23 protein-coding genes and 1 tRNA gene are annotated in these 18,143 nt (G+C 53.7%); 16 read left to right on the plus strand and 8 right to left on the minus strand.

Annotation, left to right across the window (positions count from 1 at the left end):
* The first annotated feature begins 19 nt into the window (after positions 1-19).
* The gene (locus VMW85_02860; GenBank protein HUT26974.1) at positions 20-739 is read left to right on the plus strand and encodes an RAD55 family ATPase; all 720 of its coding nucleotides are present in this window, start codon (positions 20-22) and stop codon (positions 737-739) included.
* 61 nt (positions 740-800) lie between these two features.
* Positions 801-876 (plus strand) — tRNA-Val (locus VMW85_02865).
* 36 nt (positions 877-912) lie between these two features.
* Here the strand turns inward: VMW85_02865 and VMW85_02870 are convergent.
* The gene (locus VMW85_02870) at positions 913-1,092 is read right to left on the minus strand and encodes a hypothetical protein (GenBank protein HUT26975.1); all 180 of its coding nucleotides are present in this window, start codon (positions 1,090-1,092) and stop codon (positions 913-915) included.
* Positions 1,093-1,173: 81 nt separating this feature from the next.
* On the opposite strand from VMW85_02870, the gene VMW85_02875 reads away from it, so the two are divergent.
* The 3 genes from VMW85_02875 to VMW85_02885 are packed head-to-tail and all read left to right on the plus strand — an operon-like array spanning position 1,174 to position 2,929.
* Positions 1,174-1,518, plus strand: coding sequence for a hypothetical protein (locus tag VMW85_02875; protein HUT26976.1), 345 nt, complete (start codon positions 1,174-1,176; stop codon positions 1,516-1,518).
* A gap of 13 nt (positions 1,519-1,531) precedes the next feature.
* A complete protein-coding gene (locus tag VMW85_02880) occupies positions 1,532-1,915 on the plus strand; it encodes a hypothetical protein (GenBank protein ID HUT26977.1) in 384 nt (127 codons plus the stop codon).
* Between the two features lie 9 nt (positions 1,916-1,924).
* On the plus strand, positions 1,925-2,929 hold the full coding sequence (locus VMW85_02885; protein ID HUT26978.1) for an NAD(P)-dependent alcohol dehydrogenase: 1,005 nt from the start codon (positions 1,925-1,927) through the stop codon (positions 2,927-2,929).
* A gap of 467 nt (positions 2,930-3,396) precedes the next feature.
* Here VMW85_02885 and VMW85_02890 read toward each other — a convergent pair whose 3' ends face one another.
* A complete protein-coding gene (locus VMW85_02890; protein ID HUT26979.1) occupies positions 3,397-4,155 on the minus strand; it encodes a DNA/RNA nuclease SfsA in 759 nt (252 codons plus the stop codon).
* Between the two features lie 390 nt (positions 4,156-4,545).
* Between VMW85_02890 and VMW85_02895 the strand changes: the two genes are divergently transcribed.
* The gene (locus tag VMW85_02895; protein HUT26980.1) at positions 4,546-5,337 is read left to right on the plus strand and encodes an ATP-binding cassette domain-containing protein; all 792 of its coding nucleotides are present in this window, start codon (positions 4,546-4,548) and stop codon (positions 5,335-5,337) included.
* 218 nt (positions 5,338-5,555) lie between these two features.
* Positions 5,556-6,671: an aminopeptidase gene (locus VMW85_02900; GenBank protein ID HUT26981.1), complete on the plus strand. Its 1,116-nt coding sequence runs from the start codon at positions 5,556-5,558 to the stop codon at positions 6,669-6,671.
* Here VMW85_02900 and VMW85_02905 read toward each other — a convergent pair.
* Positions 6,649-7,254 (minus strand): hypothetical protein, encoded by a 606-nt coding sequence (locus VMW85_02905; protein ID HUT26982.1) that lies wholly within the window; start codon positions 7,252-7,254, stop codon positions 6,649-6,651. The two genes, VMW85_02900 and VMW85_02905, sit on opposite strands and share 23 nt — an antisense overlap.
* Positions 7,255-7,402: 148 nt before the next feature.
* Here VMW85_02905 and VMW85_02910 point away from each other — a divergent pair, with 148 nt between their 5' ends.
* From VMW85_02910 to VMW85_02920, 3 genes are all read left to right on the plus strand, one after another.
* The gene (locus VMW85_02910; GenBank protein HUT26983.1) at positions 7,403-8,023 is read left to right on the plus strand and encodes a hypothetical protein; all 621 of its coding nucleotides are present in this window, start codon (positions 7,403-7,405) and stop codon (positions 8,021-8,023) included.
* Positions 8,024-8,072: 49 nt separating this feature from the next.
* Positions 8,073-9,176, plus strand: coding sequence for a GTP-binding protein (locus VMW85_02915; GenBank protein ID HUT26984.1), 1,104 nt, complete (start codon positions 8,073-8,075; stop codon positions 9,174-9,176).
* A gap of 147 nt (positions 9,177-9,323) precedes the next feature.
* Positions 9,324-9,749 (plus strand): Lrp/AsnC family transcriptional regulator, encoded by a 426-nt coding sequence (locus VMW85_02920; protein ID HUT26985.1) that lies wholly within the window; start codon positions 9,324-9,326, stop codon positions 9,747-9,749.
* On the opposite strand, the gene VMW85_02925 is transcribed toward VMW85_02920, so the two are convergent.
* Genes VMW85_02925 through VMW85_02935 form a run of 3 tightly spaced genes read right to left on the minus strand, consistent with a single transcriptional unit; the run spans position 9,746 to position 13,337 of the window.
* Entirely contained in the window at positions 9,746-10,582 is an 837-nt protein-coding gene (locus tag VMW85_02925) for a hypothetical protein (protein ID HUT26986.1), read from the minus strand. The genes VMW85_02920 and VMW85_02925 overlap by 4 nt on opposite strands.
* Positions 10,579-12,057: a glutamate synthase-related protein gene (locus VMW85_02930; GenBank protein HUT26987.1), complete on the minus strand. Its 1,479-nt coding sequence runs from the start codon at positions 12,055-12,057 to the stop codon at positions 10,579-10,581. Before VMW85_02930 ends, VMW85_02925 begins: the two co-directional genes overlap by 4 nt.
* A 53-nt stretch (positions 12,058-12,110) precedes the next feature.
* Positions 12,111-13,337, minus strand: coding sequence for a hypothetical protein (locus VMW85_02935; GenBank protein HUT26988.1), 1,227 nt, complete (start codon positions 13,335-13,337; stop codon positions 12,111-12,113).
* A gap of 441 nt (positions 13,338-13,778) precedes the next feature.
* Between VMW85_02935 and VMW85_02940 the strand changes: the two genes are divergently transcribed.
* The 5 genes from VMW85_02940 to VMW85_02960 are packed head-to-tail and all read left to right on the plus strand — an operon-like array spanning position 13,779 to position 16,486.
* Positions 13,779-14,414: a CBS domain-containing protein gene (locus VMW85_02940; GenBank protein ID HUT26989.1), complete on the plus strand. Its 636-nt coding sequence runs from the start codon at positions 13,779-13,781 to the stop codon at positions 14,412-14,414.
* Between the two features lie 55 nt (positions 14,415-14,469).
* Positions 14,470-15,081, plus strand: coding sequence for an METTL5 family protein (locus VMW85_02945; protein ID HUT26990.1), 612 nt, complete (start codon positions 14,470-14,472; stop codon positions 15,079-15,081).
* Complete coding sequence (locus tag VMW85_02950; protein HUT26991.1) at positions 15,078-15,656, plus strand: exosome complex RNA-binding protein Csl4; 579 nt, start codon at positions 15,078-15,080, stop codon at positions 15,654-15,656. Before VMW85_02945 ends, VMW85_02950 begins: the two co-directional genes overlap by 4 nt.
* A gap of 12 nt (positions 15,657-15,668) precedes the next feature.
* Positions 15,669-15,851, plus strand: a complete 183-nt coding sequence (locus tag VMW85_02955; protein HUT26992.1) for a hypothetical protein — start codon at positions 15,669-15,671, stop codon at positions 15,849-15,851.
* 5 nt (positions 15,852-15,856) lie between these two features.
* The gene (locus VMW85_02960) at positions 15,857-16,486 is read left to right on the plus strand and encodes a tRNA 4-thiouridine(8) synthase ThiI (protein HUT26993.1); all 630 of its coding nucleotides are present in this window, start codon (positions 15,857-15,859) and stop codon (positions 16,484-16,486) included.
* On the opposite strand, the gene VMW85_02965 is transcribed toward VMW85_02960, so the two are convergent.
* The gene (locus VMW85_02965; GenBank protein ID HUT26994.1) at positions 16,483-16,746 is read right to left on the minus strand and encodes a hypothetical protein; all 264 of its coding nucleotides are present in this window, start codon (positions 16,744-16,746) and stop codon (positions 16,483-16,485) included. The two genes, VMW85_02960 and VMW85_02965, sit on opposite strands and share 4 nt — an antisense overlap.
* Positions 16,747-16,839: 93 nt before the next feature.
* Between VMW85_02965 and VMW85_02970 the strand changes: the two genes are divergently transcribed.
* Entirely contained in the window at positions 16,840-17,304 is a 465-nt protein-coding gene (locus VMW85_02970) for a nucleic acid-binding protein (protein ID HUT26995.1), read from the plus strand.
* Here the strand turns inward: VMW85_02970 and proC are convergent, their stop codons facing one another.
* Entirely contained in the window at positions 17,305-18,138 is an 834-nt protein-coding gene (gene proC, locus VMW85_02975) for a pyrroline-5-carboxylate reductase (GenBank protein HUT26996.1), read from the minus strand.
* Positions 18,139-18,143 lie beyond the last annotated feature (5 nt).

Here is an 18,143-nt window from a genome sequence, read left to right on the forward strand (position 1 = left end):
GTTATATTTCCGCGAGGGGATGGGCATCGAAATAGACCGGGTCAAGACATATATTCACAATTTCGATGATTATATCCAGGGTGGAGTTCCGAAGGGACATGTCATTCTTATCTCTGGGACGCCTGGAACAATGAAATCCTCGGTCTGCTACAGCATTCTTTACAACAACGCTAAGAACAACGGCACACGAAGCGTGTACATGACCTTGGAGCAGAGCAAGGAGAACCTATTGCAGCAGATGAACCTCATGGGCATGAACGACCCAGAGGTGCAATCCAAGGTCTATGTGCTGGACCTGGCCATGATCCGCAAGAACGTCACCGAGATGATGGCCAAGGGTTCCTGGCTCCAGGTATTCAAGATGTACGCCGAGACCGTCCGGAAGGAGATGGGTTATGACATCCTGGTATTGGACTCCCTGGACGTGCTGGAGATGGCGGCCCAGCTGAACAGCGATCGGCGGAACGATCTGTTCTACCTCTTCATGTGGCTGAGGGAATTGGGGATCACCTCTTTCCTGATCTCGGAGACGTCCCCGGACCAGATGTTCGGCAGCCGTTTCGAGGAAGGCTATCTGGCGGATGGCGTCATATCCCTCAAATTGCAGAACATCGGGGAATCTGATGTTCAGCGTAGGATCAGGGCGGTGAAGCTACGCTCCACCAACCACAAGACCGGATACTTTTCGCTGATGTTCAACGACGGTATGTTCAGAGCGACCCAGGTCATCAACGAGTGAGCCGGTGGCGCCAATCTATAAACATTTTTATATCCCCTTCCCATTTGCATGGCCTACCGAGGGGCTCATGGTCTAGCGGTTATGACGTCTGCTTCACACGCAGAAGGTCGCCGGTTCGAATCCGGCTGAGCCCACCACTTGTCTTATCCAGACAATTATTTTTTGAATTCAATTCAAACGTTTTCAGCCTTTATAGCTGGCTCGGGTGGAAACATCGTTTTGTATGCTTCATTGACCCTCATAAGGCCAAGTACGGCTAAGGTACATTCGTAGGTCACAGCATCACTCAAATCTTTCTTTTGTCCTGTTTTGAATTGAGCCAGGACCTTAAACGAATCTCCTTTCCAGATCATGGTCCAGAACGTCCTTGTCGACCTCTTTGAACATGATAATAATCTATAAATATTACATGGTGCATTTGTTGCAATGGTGATATGGTGACAGAATCAACCGAAACAACATCACAGAACGACTTGGGTAATGATACCACATTCCGTGATAATGTGCTCCGCCAGCTGCGGGTGAAGGGAGCTAAGGGAACGCCTGACCCAGAGGACACCTATGTCCCGATGGTCCAAATGGAACCGAGTGAGGGTAGGGCCGCGAGATGGTTCGGTTCAGTGATCGGCGCCGGCCTCTTTCTCTTCGGAGCATTTTGGTTCCTGGCCATACTCGGGTACCCCTTTCCCTGGACCACTGTCTTCCCGGTGATCGCCATGTTCGTGGGTGGGTTCTTCATCGCCGCGGCAATTGCGACCGGCAGACCTCGTAAGAGATAGGAGCGCTGCCAACATGACCGACGTTACCATTCGGGGCATAGAGGATGATGTTTATGCCAAATTTACCGCAGAGGCCAAGAAACGCGACCTTTCCATAGGCGAGCTGACGACCATCGTGATGCGCGCCCTAGTGGAGGAAATCGGTACTACAAACTATCGCATCGGAAGCCTGAACGCCCTCCTCGTCACAAGGAAGGACCTGGAGTCGCTCAGCGGACCGGTACTATTCTACGACATCAAGACGCTGGAATTCGCCGATGACATCGATTGGGAGCTTTTCGACCGGAATGTTATGTCCATCAAGCGTAGCGGCAAGGTCCTGATCCCCCCCTCCCTCACTAAGTTCCAGGTCCTCACTAAGTGCTCTGCAGTAGGAGAGGTCAAGACGAAAAACTGAGCAATCGATATGGCCAGGGGGAAGGACATGAAAGCGATAATATGCACAAGATACGGGCCGCCTGAAGTTCTTCAGCTTGCGGAAGTGGAGAAACCGGTTCCTAAGGACAATGAGGTGCAAATAAGAGTATATGCGACGACAGTATCGCCGGCGGATTGCGCCTTTCGAAAGGGTAAGCCAATCATTGGAAGATTCTTCGCCGGTCTCCTCAAACCCAAATATATCCCTGGAGACGACCTTGCCGGGGAAATTGAATCAGTAGGCAAAGATGTTAAGGCATTCAAAAAAGGTGACCACGTCTTTGGATCCAGCGGTTCCAAATTTGGTGCGCACTCTGAATACAAATGTCTGCCTGAAGACGAAGCCTTGGCAATAATGCCGGCCAATTTGAACTATGGGGAAGCCGTCGCCGTCTCTTATTCGGGATTGACGGCGTTGCCGTTCCTTAGAGACAAGGCAAAAATTCAGAGCGGACAAGAGGTCCTCATCATTGGCGCTTCGGGATCGGTAGGTTCTATCGCAGTACAGCTTGCCAAGCACTTTGGGGCGGAGGTTACCGGGGTATGCAGTACCAGAAATTTGGAATTGGTGAGATCTCTAGGGGCAGATAGGGTAGTTGATTACACGAAGGAGGATTTTACCAAAACAGGTCCGACCTATGATATCGTTTTTGACGCAGTGGGAAAGAGCTCTTTCTCATGTTGTAAAAGCTCACTTAAGGAAAGAGGCGTCTATCTCACCACCGTCCCCACCCTGACAATTATGCTCAGCATGTTATGGTCTTCAATATCTAATCAGAAAAAAGCAAAGTTTGTGGCCACGGGTTTGAGGCCCCTGGGCGAAAAGGCCAAGGACCTCATCTTCCTCAAAGAGCTGTGTGAGGCAGGCAAGATAAGACCGGTCATTGATAGGCACTATCCGTTGGAACAGATCGCCGAGGCTCATCGCTATGTCGATGAAGGGCACAAAAAGGGAAATGTGATCATAACTTTGGAACATGAAGATAGAACCTAAAAGAGCGCTTTAACCATCCCACGATCATTACTTACCAGATGTGGTTTTATTTATGAAATTTTCCAAATCTTCTTATGACCCACCACCGTACTTTACTAAGGGGGATGGAAATTGAACTCGTTTTGATCACGATGAATCCGCAATTGAAATTCAATGCAACTTCCAATCATGAGAAAAAAGGTGTTTCACTAGTATATGTGAAGCAGTTGGTTTGCCAAGATGGCACTGTAAGAACAGGGTATCATTTTATATTATCTAGTCAAAATGATCGGTGGTCCCGGCTGAGCCCACCATTCTTCTTATCTAGAAATCTATCATTTAAATTCGATCGTATCCAATCTTGTCAATGATAGCTCTCCGATCTAAAGGTTCGACCATAGCGTGATCAGAATCGAACTTACCTTTTCCAGATCGACCGCACCGAATGGAATGCAAAACCTGCCGATCGCTTCGTCCTTGATCTCGCCTTAATGAGACATATTTTCAAAGAGCTTCAATTCGAAGCAATCACCAAGTTCCACACCGGTCCGGTCCAACCTGAAGTTCGCCTGCCAGTTCTCCACGCCCTTCTCAGTGGCCCGGCGCACCGCCGCCCTCATCATCTCGGACGGTCCCCCTCTGGTCACCGGAACCTGGAATCGAGGGGCGTCGTACAGATGGCAGAGGAGCACGATGCCTCGCTTTCCCTCGGGGATATGCTCCGATATCTCCGTAAAGTGACGCATGGTCCTTTCGAACGAGGTGAAACCCTCCGTGGACACGTGCTCGGGATAACCCTCGACGATCAGCATGTGCAACGGGGTCTTTACCTCGAGCAACAGTTCCTCATTGATCAGAAAATCGATGCGTGAGCCTCCCATCCTGACCTCTCGCTTCAGTGTTCGAACATCATCCACCATCATATGCAGCAGACCAGATCCGATGAAGAACGCGACAATGTCGTTTGCCCTGCTCTGATCGATGCCTATCCACATCTTTTCCTTCTTGTCGGGAGGGTCGAGCGAGATCGCCTCTACGGTTCCCCACGTCGATCTGGACGGGTCCCTGCTCCTTTCCACCAGGCAAGGCACGTTCTTGAACCGGATATCACCAATGCGCCCAGTGGTCGGACAATGGCACCTTTGGTGCTCACCATCGACCACGACGTCCATAATGAAGCGGTTCGGTCGTTTGACGACCAGCCCCTCGATCAGTGGCTCCTCGAACCGGTACCTGTCACCGCTCATCGGTGACTCAAATGAACTTGTTCTATAAGAAAATGGTATTGAAAAACGATCTCAAAGCAAACCGTCGAGCGCTGCTAGATACTGCGTCGCGGATTAGGAATTCGGGTATGATACTTACGGTTAAGTACAAACAAGCCAATTCCAGCCCCTATGGCAATGTCCAAGAAGGATCTGCAGAAGCAGAAGAAAAAGAATGCGGAGAAAAAGGCGACCAAGGGCAATAAGAAGTAAAGGCCCTCATATCGTCCATCATTCTTTCCAATCAACCGCCAGCGGTCTGCATAGATGTCCCTTGGGATCCATTTGGTTTTTTCATTTCGTTGCATTAAAGTGTTTGAACTTCCGTGATCGGAGGTATGAGTAAATATCGTTCTTTCGATACGAGTGTGAATGTTCTCCGATCCCATCATCGAGATGCACAAGGTGTCTGTGATCAAAGGTTCGTCCACGCTAATGCGCGAGGTCGATCTCATCATTAGGTCCGGTGAGAGGTTGGTGATCCTCGGTCCCAATGGCTCTGGGAAATCGTCCCTGATCAAGACCATGGTGGGCGAGCACCGGCATGATACCTCGGTGGAAGGCTCCTATGTCAAACTGCAAGGTACGGTGCTTTGGAACCTCTTCGACCTACGCCAGGCCTTCGGTCTGGTATCCGCCGACCTGCAGACGGACCTCTCCCGGGACATGGACTGCCTGGACGCGGTACTGTCCGGGTTTTTCGGTTCCATCGGCACCAATCGCTCTCAGGAACTGACCGAAGAGATGGAGGAGGTCGCCATGAAGGCCCTCGTCTCAGTGGGCTCCCATCACCTAGCACATCGCCGGGTCCACACCCTTTCCACCGGTGAGGCGCGACGAGTGCTCATGGCCCGGGCGCTGGTGAACGCGCCGGAAGCCCTCATATTGGACGAACCGATGAATTCCCTGGACCTGACTGGAAAGCACCTTGTCCGTCAGGCCATAAGATCCTTGGCAAAGGAAGGTCGTGCGCTGGTGCTGGTCACCCACGATCCATCAGATATCGTACCGGAGATCGATCGCGTGGTCATGGTCAAGGACGGCACCATATTCAAGGACGGGGGATTGGAACTGCTGAACGAGGAGAACCTGACCCGATTGTACGGTGTATCGATCAGGTTGGAAAAGATGGAAGGTAGGTATTTCGCCTGGTCATTGGATTAGAAATGCATGCGGGTCTGACATGGGATAGAAAAAGAACGAGGAGATGAGCGCCCATGTCCGGAATTCTAAATAATGACCAGGGAAGCGTCCCATCCCCTCATCGCGTTCCATTCGCGGAAACCATCAAATTCGTGGCACGGTTCATTTTATTATGATGCGGTCAAAGGGCCGTAAATTCCCAACCGTGATATACCCTCGAGGGAATTTACCGGACTCGTATGTTAGACCCCAGAATGCGTAAGTTGGCTGAAGTGCTCATCGATCATTCCGTCAGATTGAAAAAGGGTGAGACGGTCTACATCGAAGCGTTCGATATGCCGGTGGAGATGCTGGAAGTATTACTGTCCAAGGTCTATGAGGTCGGCGGGATCCCCATGGTGACCATGAGGTCCGCCCGAATAATGAGAAAGCTACTGATGGGAGCGGACCAGAAGACCATCGCTCAGATCGGCGAGATCGAGATGGAGAAGATGAAGAAGGCGCAGGCGTACATCGGGATGCGCGGTTCGTATAACATAACCGAGCTTTCCGACGTACCCGCGGAGAAGATGGACCTTTATAACAAGCTCTGGTGGGGACCAGTGCATTCTGAGTGGAGGGTTCCTAAGACCAAATGGGTGGTGCTAAGGTGGCCGACCTCCGCTATGGCCCAGCAGGCCCAGATGTCCACCGAGGCCTTCGAGGATTTCTATTTCAACACCTGCACTCTCGACTATTCCAAGATGTCCAGGGCCATGGACCCCTTGGTGAAGTTGTTGGAGCGTACCGACAAGGTGCACATCGTCGGTCCCGGAACGGAGCTGACGTTCTCGATCAAGGACATTCCTGTGGTCAAGTGCGACGGCGAACGTAATATCCCAGACGGAGAGGTCTACACCGCTCCGGTCAAGAATTCCGTCAACGGAGCGATCACCTACAACGCCAAAACGCTGTACCAGGGCAAGGTCTTCGAGAAGATCATGCTGAAGTTCAAAGAGGGGAAGGTGGTGGAGGCTACAGGCTCGAACACCAAGGCGCTCAACACGATCCTGGACACCGACGAGGGTGCAAGGTTCGTCGGTGAGTTCGCCATCGGGGTCAACCCCTTCATCAACAAGGCCATGCTGGACACGCTCTTTGACGAGAAGATCGCCGGATCGATACACTTCACCCCCGGGAACGCCTACCAGGAAGCGGACAACGGGAACCGTTCCGCGGTCCACTGGGACATGGTGCTGGTGCAGACCCCGGAATGGGGTGGTGGCGAGATATACTTCGATGGGGTGCTGGTGCGCAAGGACGGCCGCTTTGTGATCGACGATCTCAAAGGCCTCAACCCTGAGAACCTGGCCTGACCAGGTGGCCGACGTTGGTCCGGGAGGTGCCAGCCTCCGCTCCATGGGGCAGAATGGCGAAGATCATGATCGCGACACCAATGGTGATCGCAAGATAGATCCCGACACCAGGCATTATCAACATGAGCCCCAGGCTCGTATCTGGGGTGCCCATTATGAACATCACATCGATACCGGCCAATCCTATGCTGCCCCCGCCCACCAAGAGCAGGGCGAGACGTTTCTGCATATGATCAGTGATCAGGCGGTCCGATAGGCCCACGACCATTCCAACGATGGCCAGCAGCGAAATGTACTGTCCATAGAACTTGTCCGAGTAGAATGCTGGAAACCCTATCGTAGATTGGAAGACGCCCAGCCATGATATGAACGGGGACATGGCGCAGACCGTAAGGAGAAAGCACAGGATCATCTTGTGCTGCAACGGTCCCTCCTGGCGATGGAAGGACCTAGGTGCATGTCTTGGCGCATCGAGAATGATCCTGGGGGCGGTGATAATGTTTCCGCTCCCCGATCCGATCGTTTCAGCTCTCTCTGGGAAATGATATCCGCACAAGTTACAGAAGAGATAGTCACTCTTCAATCTGGCTCCGCATTTTGGACATTTCGTGATATTACCCACCATATCCTTATGAACACCTCGCGGGACATATCTCGGGTTGCAGTACAATTAGATTAATTCGAGTTCACGGCATGAATAGTTAAATATTGGAGAATAGAATCAAGTGATATTGACTTCAGATTGCCGCATTGAGATCTCCTACATCGACCCGGAAACCTACACTTCCATTGTGAACCATGATCCGCGAAAGCGCATATTGACCAAGCTTTACCGTTCTACGCGCGACGTGCCGATAAACAAACAGACACTGGCGGACTCGTTAAATATCGAGTACCATCAACTGATCTACCAACTCAACCATCATCTGCGAGATTTCTGGTCGATCAAGGAGGAGCAGAAGGTGCGCGGCACACGCATGGAGCTGATCGCGGCCGCTAATCCCTACGCGATACTCATCACCATCGGCAAGGACCAAGGCATTTTTTTAGTGGATCCCCTGGCCGATCTTTACGGTGCAGTGGTAAAGGTTGGCACACGATGCGATCAGTGCAGCAGCATGGAAGCCGAGCAGTGCATGAACTTCGCTCAGTCCCGCTTCGCCTCCGAAGCCCTATCACAGGCTGAGATGAACGTACTGGCGGCGAACAATCGCCATCCTCCCTATCGACCAATGGACCTGGCACTGTTGGCGGCGATAAAGGGCATACCGGCAGGACAGAAGTGCGTGATCGATATACCCTGTCAGACCTGCGCTTTCCTTAGGCGCACCATCCGTATCGAGGGACTGTAATATTGGAGTCCCAAGAAACGTATAAGGCTGAAGGTACGATACCCCGAGCATGCAGTCCGAAGACAAGGCTCCGACCCGATTCGTGGTACTAGGCGGTTACCTGGGAGCTGGAAAGACCACCCTGGCCGCCGCCTTGGGTAAGGAACTGAGGTCCAAGCACGGAAAGTCCGTGGCCATCATCACCAATGATCAGGGCAACGTACTGGTCGATACCGAGTACATGAAGAACGCCGGATTCGATGTCAAGGATGTGCTAGGCGGCTGTTTTTGCGCTAATTTCGGTGAGTTCGTCAAGAACGCCCGTAGCCTGGTCGCAATGGGTCGGCCCGATGTGATCATCGCCGAACCGATCGGTACATCCACGGCCATATTGGGGTCCGTGGTAGCACCGCTTAGGACCATGTATCCAGACGAATTCCAGGTGGCGCCGTTCTTTGTGGTGGTGGATGGGACCAGGGCCGCCGAGACCCTGAAGAGACCGGAGGGTTTCGGGCTGGGCGGGGGAAAGCTCATCCCATCGCATCAGGTCAGCGAAGCAGAATACCTCCTTATCTCCAAGGCCGACCGTTTGACCGAGGACGAATTGGGGAAGGCCGTTGGGCTGGTGTCCAAGGAGGTCTCGGACGCTGAGGTCATCGTCTGTTCCGCTTTCAGCCGAATGAACTTGGATAAAGTGGTCAAGATCATCCTTTCGAACGAATTGAGCACCAAGGTGCCCAAGGAAGTGGACCAGAAGATATTTTCGGTAGAGAAGGCATCCATGGGCTGGTTCAACGCTCACGCCCGATTAGTGGCCGAAGGTCGCCTGGATATCAATGCCTTCGTAACCTCATTGATGAGGAAGGTGGCCCACGATTTTTCCTCAGAGACCATAGGCCACGTCAAGGTCATGCTGACGTCCGAGACCGCATCGGCGAAAATGAGCCTGGTGGAGGACCGCATGCAGGTTGATGGATTGAAGGGAGGTCGTTACTTCACTGGGGAAGGAAAACTTGTTCTGAACGCCCGGATATCCGCCTCGCCGGGAGATCTCAAGAAGGCCTTCGAAAAGGCGATCGCCGACACCGCTTTGGAGACCGGAGCCAAGGTCTTGGAGATGGGGGAAGCGTGTTTCTCCCCCAAGCCGGAAGCACCGTCGTTCTTCATGAAATGAACATTTTTAATTAATATTAATAATATTAATAATTTTTTACAATATATTTTTTATTTTCTCAAAAATTCTTTTAAAAAAAGTGGTTTCATCGGAATTTTTAAGGTCATATACGGCGTTTGAAGTACTGACATGCCTGTGGTTGACGCAATGAACCGGCGCATCCTACAGCTTTTAGTGGACGACAGCAGGATGACGCACAACGATATCGCCGCCAAGCTCAAGCGCTCCCCTTCCACGGTGAGGGACCGCATACGCAGAATGGAGGACAGCGATATAATACTGGGTTACTTCGCTGTGGTCAACAACGAGAGGATGGGCATCATGGCGGACGCGATCCTATTGGCAAATCTTCGTCCAGATGTATCACCGGAAGAACTCCGGAAGCTCAAGGAGGTGGAGGAGGTCAAGGAGGTGCTGCAGATCAGCGGTCCACGCAGGATCATGATCAGACTGCAGGTCCGCGATTCATCCAGTTTGGAGCATACCCTCACCAATAAGGTGCTGCCGATCGGGCTCGAGGATATCGAGCTGCGAATGGTCATGAGCTCTGCCAACAGACTTCCGGGCAACTAGATGTTGGTCTTATCGTAATACCCGGAGAACGGACGACTAGAGCTAGGCGAGATCTTTACACATTCTTTCCAATCGCACGGCACATCTATCCCAAAGGTCGACTGAAAGTCCGCTAGGAGTTCCTTGATCTCCGTCACGTCCTCTGGTGTCAGCTCCGATATGGTGGTGCCCGGTCCGAGCTGCTCCGGCACGACCTTCCCGTGAACGAATATTCGACCACCGTGCATTCCTGCTCCGATGTTGCGTCCGATGGGCGATCCCTCATGCTCCAGTCCCAACACCAGAATGGTCCCGCCGGCCATATACTCGCCGAGGTAGTCCTTGGCCGTGCCACCGATGACCAGGCAAGGATGGGACTCACCGAACTCCTTCATATGTATGCCCACCCGGTAGCCAGTATCCCCTCGCACCAAGATCCTGCCACCGCGTGCGGCCAATCCGGTGACATCCCAGGCGTTGCCATGAATGATGATGCGACCAGAGTTCATCGTGTTCCCGGTCATGTCCTGGGCGTTTCCGAAGACCTCGATGGTCGGTCCGTTAAGGAACGCGCCCAGGTCGTTGCCGGGAGTGCCGTATATGGCGATATAAAGGTCCTTGGCGGTAGCGGTGGAGGCCAGGTATCTCTGCCCCATCACATTCTTGAGCACGATATGCTTGCATTCCTTGCGCATGACCTTGCGCATGACGCAGTTCAGTGAGGTGAAGTGCATCGGTCTTTGTGCGGACAGTCCCAGGTCTATGACCGCCCCATTCTCATGCCAGCTAAGGCAATCTATACCGCAGTCACAATCGCTGGTATGTCCTCTCGGTTTGCAGGTGTTGATCTTCATCCCCACCCCTCCCCGATGTGCTTGACCCCCAGCACTTCCGCTATCTTGGGGTTCGGACCACGATAGCGTAAACGGTCTCGGTTGCCCACCAGGCTCTCCACGGCATCGATCCCCATGGCTCCCAACACTTCTCTCAGTTCCTCGTTCCAGGCCCGGAACAGCCTGACTATGCGGGCCGCGGCGATATCCGAGTCCAATCGGGCGCAGAGATCGTCCCGCTGGGTGGCTATCCCCCAGGAGCACAGACCTCGATGGCATTGCTGGCATACGGTGCAGCCCATGGCGATCATGGCCGATGTGGAGACCATTGCCACATCCGCTCCCAGGGCCAATACTTTGATCATGTCGGCCGAGGAGCGAATGCCGCCTCCGGCGCAGACGGTGACCCGGTTCCTCAGGCCCTCCTGGGTCAACCGGCGGTCGACAGCGGCTATGGCCACCTCGATCGGCAATCCCGCATGGTCCCTGATGACCCTGGGTGCGGCTCCGGTACCACCCTTGTACCCGTCGACCGTCAGGAAATCCGCCCCTGCTCGTACTATTCCGGAGGCGATCGCACCCACGTTATGCACGGCGGCGATCTTGACCCCCACTGGCAGGCGATACTCGGTGCTCTCCTTGAGCACGGAAATAAGCTGAGCCAGGTCCTCTATGCTATAGATGTCGTGATGAGGGTAGGGCGATAATGCATCGGTGCCGCGCGGGATCATCCTGGTCTCTGAGATCATGGTGGTGACCTTTTCCCCAGGAAGATGCCCACCGTGGCCAGGCTTTGCGCCTTGCCCGATCTTGATCTCCACCGCCGCCACCCCTTTCAGATATTCCGGTTTGATACCGAAGCGACCAGAGGCCACCTCTGAGCAGATGCGGTCCGCATACTGGTAAAAGTCCGGATGCAGACCACCTTCTCCGCTGCCGGCCACGATGTTCAGCTCCTTGGCAGCCATGAAGAGGGCCTTCTGCGCATTGTAGCTTATGGCCCCCAACGAGATGTGTCCGAACATCAAGGGCATGTCCATGCGTATCAGCGGGGTGTCGCCCTCATTGATCACTATCTTCCCATCGCACACCTCAAGCCGACCGGGGCGACGGCCCAGATAGGTCACCGTCTCCACCGGTTCCCTCAGCGGATCGATGGAAGGGTTGGTGACCTGCGCCGCATCCAACAGTATTTCGTCGAATATGCTGGGTTGTTCGTCGTCCGCACCGCAAGAGGAAAGCAGAACACCCCCGGAGTTGGCCTGGGCCATTATCGACCGTCGACTCCTTTCGGACCAGTTGCCGTGGGGGGCGAACTGGGGGGGCACTGTTCGGATCTCTATGCAGTTGGCCGGGCAGACCGATAGGCAGCGGCCGCAAGCCACACAGCCTCCGGCTGGCACCACCTTGGACTCTTTGAACTCCAGGGCCTGGTAGCTGCAATCGTTGATGCAACGCTTGCACACCCGGCACAGGTCGTAGTTGATGGTGGGCACGAACCTCTCTGGCAGGCGGTGGTCCGTACGCCGGTTCGTTCTCGGAACGTCGTTCAGATCTTCACCCCCAGGAATGGATGCTCCGTGCCCCGGCGCAGGATTCCCTTGCCTACCGAGGCCACGAAAGGATTTCCCGCGTTAGGTGCCCAGGTGTTCGCCTCCGGGTCCACTATGCGAATCGCACATTCCTCGCTGGCGCAGTAGGCGGTGCCCTCATCAGGAGAAATTCCGGCGATGAGCGGCCTCAGCTTCTTGCGGTCCGCCAATGCGATCAAGGTGATATCTGGCTGGCTGCGACCCACGATGATGCTGAACGGTCCGTTCAGGAACGCCTCACGATAGGTGATGCGCAACCATTCCGCCAGTCGCTGATGCTCCGGGGACAACGAGGTGATGTCCTTGAAGGTCCACGGGGCCATAATGAACGCGGCCACCTCGATCGGTAGGCCGTTCCTTCGTACCAGCAGGTCCCACATATAGGTGACCACTTCAGTATCGGTCTGCACAGTGCAACGGTAACCGTTCATCTCCACAAGTTTACGGTTGACACCATAGGAGGTTATCTCACCGTTGTGGCAAACGCCCCAGTCAAGCAACGACAGGGGATGGGCCCCGGCCCACCAGGCAGGTGAGTTCGTTGGGAAGCGCGAATGTGAGAGCCACATGTTTCCCGAGTAGCGTTCCAGATCGTAGAACTCCGCTATCTCGTAGGAGTACCCGTTTCCCTTGAACACCGCCATATCCTTGCCGCTGGAGACGCAGAACGCCTTGTTCGCTTTTTCATTGATGTGCATTACCAGCTCGATGAGGTAATCCTCCTCACTGAGGTCGCGCGCCCCTCTCCATTCCCTCTTCTCCGGAACTTCGACGAAATACCTCCAGACATTCGGGTGAGGTGGAGCGATGGTGGTGCGCTCGCGAGTGAAGACCCTCTCATCATATGTTATCTCCAGGCGGTCCTTTAGGAACTCCTCAACGTTCCTCTTCCCCTCTTCATCATCGAAGAAGAACTGCAGGCAGTACTGTTCCTTGCGCTCAGGGAACAGGCCGTAGCAAGCGTAGCCTGCCCCCAGTCCATTTTCCCTCTCTTCCATGATCGTGAGCATGCGAGCGATGCGATCTCCTCCGATCATATCCCCTTTCAACGATATGCATGAGGCTATGCCACAGCCACCCAGCTGTCCTTGCCAGTCAGGTGGCCTGGAGGCGGCGTAGTTCTGGGTTCGTACTGGCATCCCGCGCCTATCGGTTCGGCCGGGACCGCAACTCTCTTCACTCATTCGGTTTCCTCTCCTTATATCATGTCAAGGGCATCGCGCGGACCTTCAATCGACACGTGGATGCCCTTATATTTGACCTTTATTAACGGTCATTCATCAATTCATGCCATGTTTATTACTATGTATCATCTATTATTCAGTTTTTATTTTGACTATTGAATATCAGTAAAAGCTACTAAAATTGTGATCATATTTAGGTGTTACCAAGGTAATCGGTTTTTTATGGTTATTATTACGATATTCGTAAATTATTTGTCTATACATCGATGTTTATCGTCCGTAAAAATGAAATTGCCCTAGAATAATCATTATTAACAGTCATTTTGTCTAATACGTAATCTACTCATCCTTGATTCCTTTGAATATATACGCCGCGATGCTGGAAAATGATAATAATATGATTGTCGTTAATGAAATCCATCTGAGCAAGGTGAGGCCTCAATGACATCGTCTAGGACCGCCCTGGTGCCGCAACTTCCCGATTTGGACAAGATACGGCAGATGAGAAAAAGATTGAACCTGTCCCAGCGAGAGCTGGCCGGGTTGGCTGGGGTTAGCCAGTCTCTGATAGCCAAGATCGAGAGAGGGACCATCGACCCTTCCTACAGCAACGTGCGCAAGATATTGGCGGCCTTCGAGGAGGTCATAAGGAGACGCAAGGTGGAAGGCGTGCGCTCCGGGACCCAGCTGACCGTTGGGGACCTGGCGACCCGAGGTGTGATATTCGTCACCCCTGACCAGAACGTGGGCGAGGCGGTGGAGAGGATGATGAAGGGGCGTTTCACTCAGTTGCCTGTTATCGTTGGCGATAGGATCGTCGGAGGCGTCACCGACGACGCCATAAGGGATTACACCATCGAACAGACCAAGACCAAGAAGAAAACATACGAGGAGGTCATGCGAACCCATATCGAGGAGATCATGGACGCTCCGTTCCCCATTTTGAGCGAGGACACTCCCATCGACCTGGCGTCATTCCATCTGCAAAGAGAGGAGGCCATATTGGTCTCCCGCAAGGGGGCCATCGTGGGCATCCTTACCAGTGCTGACTTTCTGAACCTGGGAATGAACCAGTGATCGGAACGGTATACTGTCAGGACAAGCGGTCAGTGTACGAGCGAGGCGATCGGCAATGAGACGTAAGGACCTGGAGATATTGTTGCAGTCTTTGGACAGGTTCCAAAGTCCTAAGCCCGAATTGGAGCAGTATTCCACCCCCGCGGTCATCGCTGCCGAGATGTTGTTCGGAGCTCTGGCCCGTGGGCACATAGAAGGACGGAAGGTGCTTGACCTGGGCTGTGGCACCGGTCTTCTGGGGATAGGGGCTGCATTGTTGGGCGCGTCATCGGTGGTCGGGGTGGATAAGGACCCAATAGCATTGGAACAGGCCAAGGCTAACGCTGTCAAAGCTGGCGTGGAGATCGATATTCGACAGGCAGATGTGGATGTCTTCTCGGAAAAGGCGGACACGGTGATCATGAACCCTCCTTTCGGTGCGCAGAGAAAAGGGGCGGACCGGCCATTTCTCAGTACTGCCATGCACTGCGCCCCTGTGATCTATTCCCTGCATCTTAGCCAGACCGAGGCGTTCGTCCAGCGTTATGTGGCCCGGGAGGGGTTCACTGCGGAGGTGCTAAAAAGGTATAAATTCGGGATTCCTTATATGTTCGAATTCCATAGCAAGGCGAAGAAGGATGTCGACGTCACGCTATTCTGCATTCTCAAATTAGGTGTATTCGAATGAGTGTCAAGAAAAAGGTTTTACCAGGTGACGAGGTGGCAGTGGCCGAGGAGTACCTCCCTGCCGAAGGCACATACGAGGAGGACGGTATAGTATACTCCGCATTGACCGGTGATCTGAATATCAATGACGGAGAGAAGACCGTCAGTGTTAAGGCGGAGAATCCAATGGCATTTCTGGCCATAGGTGATTCCGTGTTTTGTGAGGTGACCGACGTGCGGGCGGCCATGGCCATCTGCGAGGTCGTAATGGTGGAAGGCAGGTCTCGGGGCGTATCCGGGGACACCAATGGTACCATCCACGTCTCTAAGATATCCCAGGATTACGTGCAGGACGTTGGACGAGAATACCGCCCCAGTGATATTATTCGGGCGAGGGTGGTCCAGGTCAAACCGTCCATTCAATTGAACACCACTAGCCCTCATTTCGGGGTGGTCAAGTCCCTGTGTCAGGTATGCCGTTCACAGTTGCGACGAACCGATAAGGGTTTGTACTGCGATCTGTGCGAGGTGCACGAGTCCCGCAAGATCGCGGACGACTACGGTGATGTCAAGACCATCCTCACCGAGAAACTGTGAGGAGGACGGGCCTTGCCCGATTCCAACGCCGATCTGGCCCGGGAGATCAGAAACCTCAAGGAGGAGATCCGGCAGATGAAGGGTCTGATAGACCTCTTAGTATCCCTGGTCGTGGAGAGCGACGACGATGAAGAGGACGACATGTCCGATCTTCTTCTTAGCGGGGCCTCCGAGGTCCCACGATTCAATAATTGAACGATATGAAACTCATAGCCTTGTTATCAGGCGGGATCGACTCCCCAGTTGCTGCTTATCTAATGGCCATGAGGGGGGCCGAGGTGTGCTTGTTGCACATGGACAATCGTCCCTACAGCAGCGACCTATCGGTGCAAAAGGTCCATCAGCTGGCCCAAAGGCTGCGGCAGGTCACCGGGCAGGACCTGGAATTGTACTCGGCGCCTCACGGCGAGAACCAGGCGATCAACATGCAGAAATGCCAGAGCTCCTATCAATGCGTGCTTTGCAAGCGCCTGATGCTCAGGACGGCCCAGGCGTTGGGCCGGAGGGTGGGCGCGGAAGCGATCGTGATGGGAGATTCGCTTGGTCAAGTAGCTTCCCAGACGTTGAACAACATCAGGGCGGAGCAGCATGGTCTTGAGTTCCCGGTGCTGCGTCCCCTGATCGGTCTGGATAAGTTGGAGATCGAACACCTGGCTAAAATGATCGGTACATATGAGATATCAATACAGAGCGACGGCAACAAGGATTGTACCGCCGTACCCGGTCGGGTCATTACCAACGCTTCGGTGCCCGATATAATGGTCGAGGAGGCCAAGGTCGACCTGGATGCCATGGCCCTCCGCTCGGCAGAATTGGCGGTCAGAATTTAGAGGCCTGGATAGTAGTTGCAGGACAGCCCCACCGCGGGGTCATAGATCATATCGGTGGTGACCTTATGGATATACCTCGCCTGCACACGGGAGATGTATAGGGTGTTCTCCCCTATCTTGATGATGATATCGCTGGATTTGGGTGATTTCAAGGCCACTGGCAACATGACCGGACCAGAGCAGGAAGTGCAAATGCGGAAATCGTTTCCAGACTGGTTGATGAAATCGATGACGTTTTTGTCAACTGCTATCTCTGACATCTAAGCTCGTTTATCATACTGTGATATTTAACATGAACGACTGAATTACTGTCAAGGCAATTTTATCTACCTCCTTTAACAATCACCCGGTCTGTGAAGGTGGTTCTCGACACGTCGGCCCTTTTCGGCTTGGAGCAGGTTCCTTCGGATTGGGAGGCATTCATCACCGATGGGGTACTGGCCGAACTGGAGAAGTACAAGGACCGTCGGGCAGATCACCTTCTTCCTATGCTCAAGGTCTCTCAGGCCACCTCTCGGACCATCAGCATAGTGAAGCAGGCGGCCAAGGGCACCGGGGATACCGCCCGATTATCACCAGTGGATATAGAGGTACTGGCGCTGGCACTCGAGCTGGAGGCCAAGATAATTACTGACGATTATTCCATCCAAAATCTGGCCACGGTGCTAAAGGTCGAATATCTTCCCATGAACATGAAGGGGATAACAAAGGTGATCCGCTGGAACTATCTCTGCACCGGCTGTGGTAAGGTGTTCAAGGAGCAGCACGCTGACTGCCCCATATGTGGTTCTTCGTTGAGGACCACAAGACGAAGATGATCAGCTCTTTCCACCTAGTTCCTCGCTCCTCTTGGCTCCGGCCTCCACCGCGTCGATGAAGGCACCGCGCACCGCTGCCTCTTCCAGGACCCTCAACCCTTCAATGGTCGTGCCTCCGGGGGAGGTTACCAGGTCCTTGAGCTCTCCGGGGTGCTTCCGCGTCTCCAGATATGTCTTGCCCGCGCCCAGTACCGTCTGGGCGGCCAACTGCAGGGCCACATCCCTGGGCAAGCCTGCGAGCACGCCTCCATCGGCCATGGCCTCTATGACCATGTAGATGTAAGCTGGACCACTGCCACTTAGGCCGGTCACCGCATCCAGGAGGCGCTCATCCAGGCAGAAAGCTAATCCTACTGAGTTCAGTATGCTCTGGACCGTCTCCTTGTCCTCCTTCTTCGCTGAACGTCCCAAAGCGAAGCCGGAGGCTGAGGCACCCACTAGGCAGGGTTGGTTAGGCATCACACGAACCACGCGAACGCCCAAGTTGAGATGGGTTTCAATGAACGAGATCCTGACCCCGGCAGCTATTGATATTAGGAGATGTGCTCCGGTCAAGTACGGTTTTAGCTCTTCCAGTACCGGTCCCATATGCTGTGGTTTCACTGCAAGGATAACTACGTCCGAGGAACGAATGACCTCGATGTTGTCCGAGACCGTTCGGACGCCAACCGTCTTAGTGATATAATCTCTCCGCCCCGGCATTATCTCGCTCGCCGTGATGTCCTCCGCTTGGGTCATACCTGCTGAGATGATCCCCTTCATCATGGCCTCGGCCATGTTACCCGCGCCAACGAATCCGATCTTCAAATTCTCACCCGCCAATGGCAGTTCCACCTCTA

The organism is Methanomassiliicoccales archaeon, from assembly GCA_035527755.1.
GTDB lineage: Archaea > Thermoplasmatota > Thermoplasmata > Methanomassiliicoccales > UBA472 > UBA472.